Origin of the sequence: Bacillus sp. JJ1609 (genome assembly GCF_036967045.1) — a bacterium.
Lineage (GTDB): Bacteria > Bacillota > Bacilli > Bacillales > Cytobacillaceae > Mesobacillus.
The window spans coordinates 116,349-121,060 of record NZ_JBALSS010000027.1 but is presented as its reverse complement, the minus strand read 5'-3'; the positions used below and the strand labels follow the sequence as shown (position 1 = coordinate 121,060).

Annotated in this window: 6 protein-coding genes; 4 read left to right on the top strand and 2 right to left on the bottom strand. The window is 39.4% G+C overall.

The features are described 5' to 3' along the window. Positions 1-326 precede the first annotated feature (326 nt). Complete coding sequence (locus tag V7654_RS19575) at positions 327-503, top strand: hypothetical protein (protein WP_335432478.1); 177 nt, start codon at positions 327-329, stop codon at positions 501-503. On the opposite strand, the gene V7654_RS19570 is transcribed toward V7654_RS19575, so the two are convergent. Beyond that, entirely contained in the window at positions 500-1,492 is a 993-nt protein-coding gene (locus V7654_RS19570; RefSeq protein ID WP_335432477.1) for a phosphotransferase enzyme family protein, read from the bottom strand. The genes V7654_RS19575 and V7654_RS19570 overlap by 4 nt on opposite strands. A gap of 150 nt (positions 1,493-1,642) precedes the next feature. Between V7654_RS19570 and V7654_RS19565 the strand changes: the two genes are divergently transcribed. Continuing rightward, a complete protein-coding gene (locus tag V7654_RS19565; protein ID WP_335432475.1) occupies positions 1,643-2,875 on the top strand; it encodes an MFS transporter in 1,233 nt (410 codons plus the stop codon). An 81-nt stretch (positions 2,876-2,956) separates the two neighbouring features. Then, positions 2,957-3,151 (top strand): hypothetical protein, encoded by a 195-nt coding sequence (locus V7654_RS19560; protein WP_335432474.1) that lies wholly within the window; start codon positions 2,957-2,959, stop codon positions 3,149-3,151. Positions 3,152-3,331: 180 nt separating this feature from the next. Here the strand turns inward: V7654_RS19560 and V7654_RS19555 are convergent, their stop codons facing one another. Continuing rightward, complete coding sequence (locus V7654_RS19555) at positions 3,332-3,859, bottom strand: hemerythrin domain-containing protein (protein WP_335432473.1); 528 nt, start codon at positions 3,857-3,859, stop codon at positions 3,332-3,334. Positions 3,860-4,074: 215 nt separating this feature from the next. Here V7654_RS19555 and V7654_RS19550 point away from each other — a divergent pair, with 215 nt between their 5' ends. Beyond that, on the top strand, positions 4,075-4,410 hold the full coding sequence (locus V7654_RS19550) for a hypothetical protein (RefSeq protein WP_335432472.1): 336 nt from the start codon (positions 4,075-4,077) through the stop codon (positions 4,408-4,410). Positions 4,411-4,712: the final 302 nt, after the last annotated feature.

Genomic DNA, 4,712 nt, shown 5'->3' with positions numbered 1-4,712 from the left:
CTAGTCGTGGATGGTAACAGGGTTTGTACCGTATTTTACAGGTGTGCTTTATTTAACTTATGAAGCACACCTTTCGTTTGGGGCAATTAGATAGGACTTTATCCCCTTTTTCAATGGAAGCATAGTTTTTCGGGTAATTATAAAGGCTTTCATTTACCCTTATCACGGCAAGCACAGCCTTTGGTGCAATTCAAAATGATATCTCATTCAAAAGTTCATATAATTTAAAGCAGGCCAAAAAACACCAGAAAACTGAATCTGGTGTTTTTTTCAGACATTTGCTCAAACTAATTATCTTACAAAAAATTGAAAGCAGGTGAATGCACATGAACCCAAAACTTCTGCTGCTCATAGGTATTGCAATAGACCTCATTCTTATCATCTTTTTAAGCACGATGATTGATGAAATCGGGATTCTTTTCTTTGTATTTATGGTTATAATCCTTTTAGGTGGGACATTCTTCGTCTATTCAATGATTACCAGAAACAACCAAAAGCGTTAATTTACATTTACGATCGGTTTCTTATTCTTAATCCTGTCCCTTATTTCAGCCATCATGGCCAGCAAGCGTTCCCCTCTGTCATCAGGGGCTATTTTTTTATGCAATACCGCATATAAAACAACATCCCTCAGCATCAGGAATAATGGAAGCTGCTCTTTCCAGCCTTCTGGAAGCTTATTGGCTTTTTCATACCCTTCCATAAAAGCAGTCATGAATTCATCAGCAAATTCTTGCCTTTCCTCATGTTTTTCTGGTGGGATTTTATAAAAAATGGAGTAAAACAAAGGAATGGCAATGTCAGATGCAAACCAGAAGTAACAGGCATCATCGAAATCAAATACGTGAATTTTCTCGCCATCGTAAAAAAAGTTTCCTGAGTGGATATCTGTATGAATCAATCCGTATGTATCCTGATCTTGAGGAAGCTTGGACAGAGTATCCAACAATTCATGGGCATTTTCAACCAATTGGGCATCCTCTGCCGGAAAATATTTTTCCACTTCCAGCAATTCATCTTGATTCCAGCTGATCCTTACTTTAATCCCCTCGGAAGGCTTATAGGATTTAGTAGCCTGATGCATTAACGCAGTTGTTTCACCCCAAGCCTTAAACAGTTGAGAATCGAACTTTTCAGAGCGGACATTCACTGGTTCACCTTCAGCCTTGGAATACAGGCACCCGTAAAATTCACTGCTATCATCGGCACGCAATGGTTCAACAAATAGTCCATTAATTGATGAGTAAACTTCTGGGATGGACAAACCAGACTTGTGCAGATGCCTCATCCAATCCATTTCTGAAGCAATTTCCTCTCCGCTTCGATGTGAGCTATGGGTTACCCTTAAAATAAAGGACTTTCCATTTTTGTAGGCTTCAAATACATAGTTCTCAAAATCCCCGAGCTTTTTAACTTCAGGTTCTAGTCCGTATAAATTTAAAAATTTGTTCAGCAGCTGATCGGTCATTAATCTTTCTACTACTTTTTCCATCGTTCCCATTTTCCCCTTTATTTTTTTATCTTTTCTCAATACTCAAAATATATTACAACATATATTTCGTTAGAAAAGCTATTTTTATCTGCAGACTTTTTTTGTAAAATAAAATGTAGGAAATCGAAATAATTTTCAAAGGAGACGACCATGAGCCAATCTGCTGCAGCTGTCAAAATGAAACCACAAAAACAAAACGAGACAGCTTATAAAATTCTTTTCATCATTGGGTTAGTACATTTGCTGAATGACTCCATCCAATCAGTTATACCTGCAATGTTTCCGATACTTGAGAAATCGATGGGTCTAACCTTTACACAGTTAGGCATAATCGGCTTTTCACTTAACATTGTGTCCTCAGTTCTCCAGCCTTTGATTGGCATGGCGACCGATAAGAAGCCGATGCCTTATGCCCTGCCACTTGGCTTGACCTCTACAATGTTTGGTGTATTAGGTCTGGCTTTTGCCCCAAGCTTTGAGTTCGTCATACTTTCAGTTCTGTTCATCGGGCTCGGATCTGCCGTTTTTCACCCTGAAGGGTCAAGAGTTGCATATATGGCAGCAGGACCACGCAGAGGACTTGCCCAGTCGATCTACCAGGTTGGAGGGAATTCAGGTCAAGCACTTGCTCCGCTGATCACAGCACTCATACTTGTGCCGCTTGGCCAGATCGGTGCGGCATGGTTCACATTAGTGGCTGCATTCGCAGTTGCCTTGCTTGTATATATTGCTTCCTGGTATACCCGAAAACTGGATTTCGAGAAACTTGCTTCAAAAGTTAAGCAATCCAGCAAACAAGTAAACAAAGGAATCCCGAAAAATATTAAAATAGCACTAATCCTGATTCTATTTTTGATTTTCGCCCGTTCATGGTATATATCAGGAATGACTAATTTCTATGCGTTCTATGCAATTGATAAATATGGCCTGACAATAAAACAATCCCAGCTGTTCCTTTTTGCTTTCCTGGTAGCCGGAGCAGTCGGCACGTTTTTTGGCGGTCCGCTCGCAGATCGTTTTGGGAAGAAGAATATTATTTTTATCTCCATGATAGGGACAGCTCCGTTGTCAGCCATCATTCCATTTGTTCCTTATGCGGTGGCATTTATCCTGTTAACAGTCAGCGGCTTCATCTTAATGTCGAGTTTTTCGGTCACAGTCGTTTATGCACAGGAGCTAGTCCCAGGCAAGATAGGCACCATGGCGGGTCTGACAGTTGGGCTGGCTTTTGGAATGGGAGCGATTGGTTCAGTAGGCCTCGGATCTTTAGCGGATTTGATTGGCTTGCCGCGGATGATCATGGGTGTCGGCTTCCTTCCTCTTTTAGGCATATTGACACTATTCCTTCCATCTGACGAAAAGCTTGCGAAATGGAACAATTAAAATTTTCCATTTGTTGATTTGAGTTTAGGCATGCTCTGCATAAGGAATAATGTAATGAGCACACCAGGAAGGGAGATTATCATGTCTAAATTTAAAATCAACTACTTTTTTGAAAAAGATTTTTCAGTATCACGTCCCATCGAGGTAGAAAACATCTCTGATGCAATCCAGGACGCCAAGGATCATGACGGAATCATCGAATTCACATGTGAAGATAATGTATTCCACAGATTCGATACCAAGGACATTAAGCTTGTTACGATTACGGAAGCTTAATAACTTTACCTGATTTCGATATTTCATGCTAAAACAGGAATTCAAGATCCATTTCGGTGCTGAAGGATGCTCCGCATCAAGACTGAATTTGTATTTTGATGACCAGCTTTTAAGCGCATATAAAATAGGGGTGATGCGAAGGTTATAGATTCCTTTGCCTCACCCCTTTTTGTTACTCGATTAGATTATTTTTATCCGCGCAGCAAGTTCCTGCTTTTCATCTTCTGTCAACATATTTTCTGCCATCGGAAACAAGATGCTTTCCTCTTTTGAAAAATGGCTGACAAGGGTGTAATTTGCATCTTTGATTAATTGTGCATTATGGATTATTTGCTCTTTTGCCATTTCTTCAGTTCCATTCTTGGTGTTATGAAGGAATGTTCCTATGAATCTTTTTGCTTGATCATGCTCATATTCCATTACAGCAATCGGACCCATTTCTCTGCCGATGTATGCAGCCATCATCTCAAACAGTACTCCTTCTTCACGCTCCGAGTGCGGTTCCAGCTCTGCAAGAAACTCAACCACTGCAGGACGCAGCTTATTGAAATTCTCCTCAATATGCATTCCTTCTTCTATTTTCACACATAGATTCAACAATTCTTCAAGCCTATCAAGCAAAGGCGGGTGCTCACTCTTCAATTGCTGTAGACCCTCGGATAATACAAAACTGGAATCTTGATTTAGTCCACTCATGCAGCCAGACATCTTCATCGGCCTCCTATTCTTTAGTTACTTATAGTATAAAATCCAATCATTCTTCGGGTTGTGATAGGAATCACAAGTATTAAATTTTTAAATAAATGTGAAAAAAAAATGACACTTCATTAAAATTTCTAAAAATTTTAACAATTAACCTTCAAATTTTTGAAATCCTTACATATAATGAAGTTATACCTTATTGCAAAAGGAGTGAACTTACCTTGCAAAACGCATATTACCGTGAATTTTATGAGAAAGCATTGATTCAAGCCGGCAATAGTGACAAAAAAACCTTCTTGGACATCCAACCTGATTTGGTTCATACGCACTTACTGATCGGGCTTCAAGGCCACCCAGTTGATGACAAAGAATATTACCACTGGAATGTAACCATATATAAATCAGATTCAGGTAGATTCTACGACGCCTGCACACCGATTTTCTCTTCTGCTCCATTTGACCGGTTTGATGACGCTGTCGAGGCTGCCAGGAATATAGAAAAAGAAGTCCGCAATGACCAGCTTCACAACGTAATGCTACAAGAAAAAATTAGCTAGCCCCCCTCAGCTAACCCCTCTCATTTAGCTCTTCCCTTTTTGAACCCATTTGTGAATTAACTTACATATGATGAATATAATAAAATCTCAACCTGATAAAATAAAATAACTTAATAGAAGTACATTGCTTTCTTTTTTCCCATCGTGAATAAAAAAATAAATGTTCTCCTAGAATCTGTCTAGGGACAATTCCTCCTCAAGCCAAAAGTCCTCCATTCTTTTTACTTACAATCGCAAAAAAGCTGGTGGACACCTCCACCAGCTTTTTTCATATAGGATCAGTTAAACAAGGCTGTTGATTT

What these genes read in the sequence shown, in the direction of transcription:
- V7654_RS19575 (WP_335432478.1), top strand. Translation starts at nt 327, where the DNA reads ATGAACCCAAAACTTCTGCTGCTCATAGGTATTGCAATAGACCTCATT.
- V7654_RS19570 (WP_335432477.1), bottom strand. Translation starts at nt 1,492, where the DNA reads ATGGAAAAAGTAGTAGAAAGATTAATGACCGATCAGCTGCTGAACAAA.
- V7654_RS19565 (WP_335432475.1), top strand. Translation starts at nt 1,643, where the DNA reads ATGAGCCAATCTGCTGCAGCTGTCAAAATGAAACCACAAAAACAAAAC.
- V7654_RS19560 (WP_335432474.1), top strand. Translation starts at nt 2,957, where the DNA reads ATGTCTAAATTTAAAATCAACTACTTTTTTGAAAAAGATTTTTCAGTA.
- V7654_RS19555 (WP_335432473.1), bottom strand. Translation starts at nt 3,859, where the DNA reads ATGTCTGGCTGCATGAGTGGACTAAATCAAGATTCCAGTTTTGTATTA.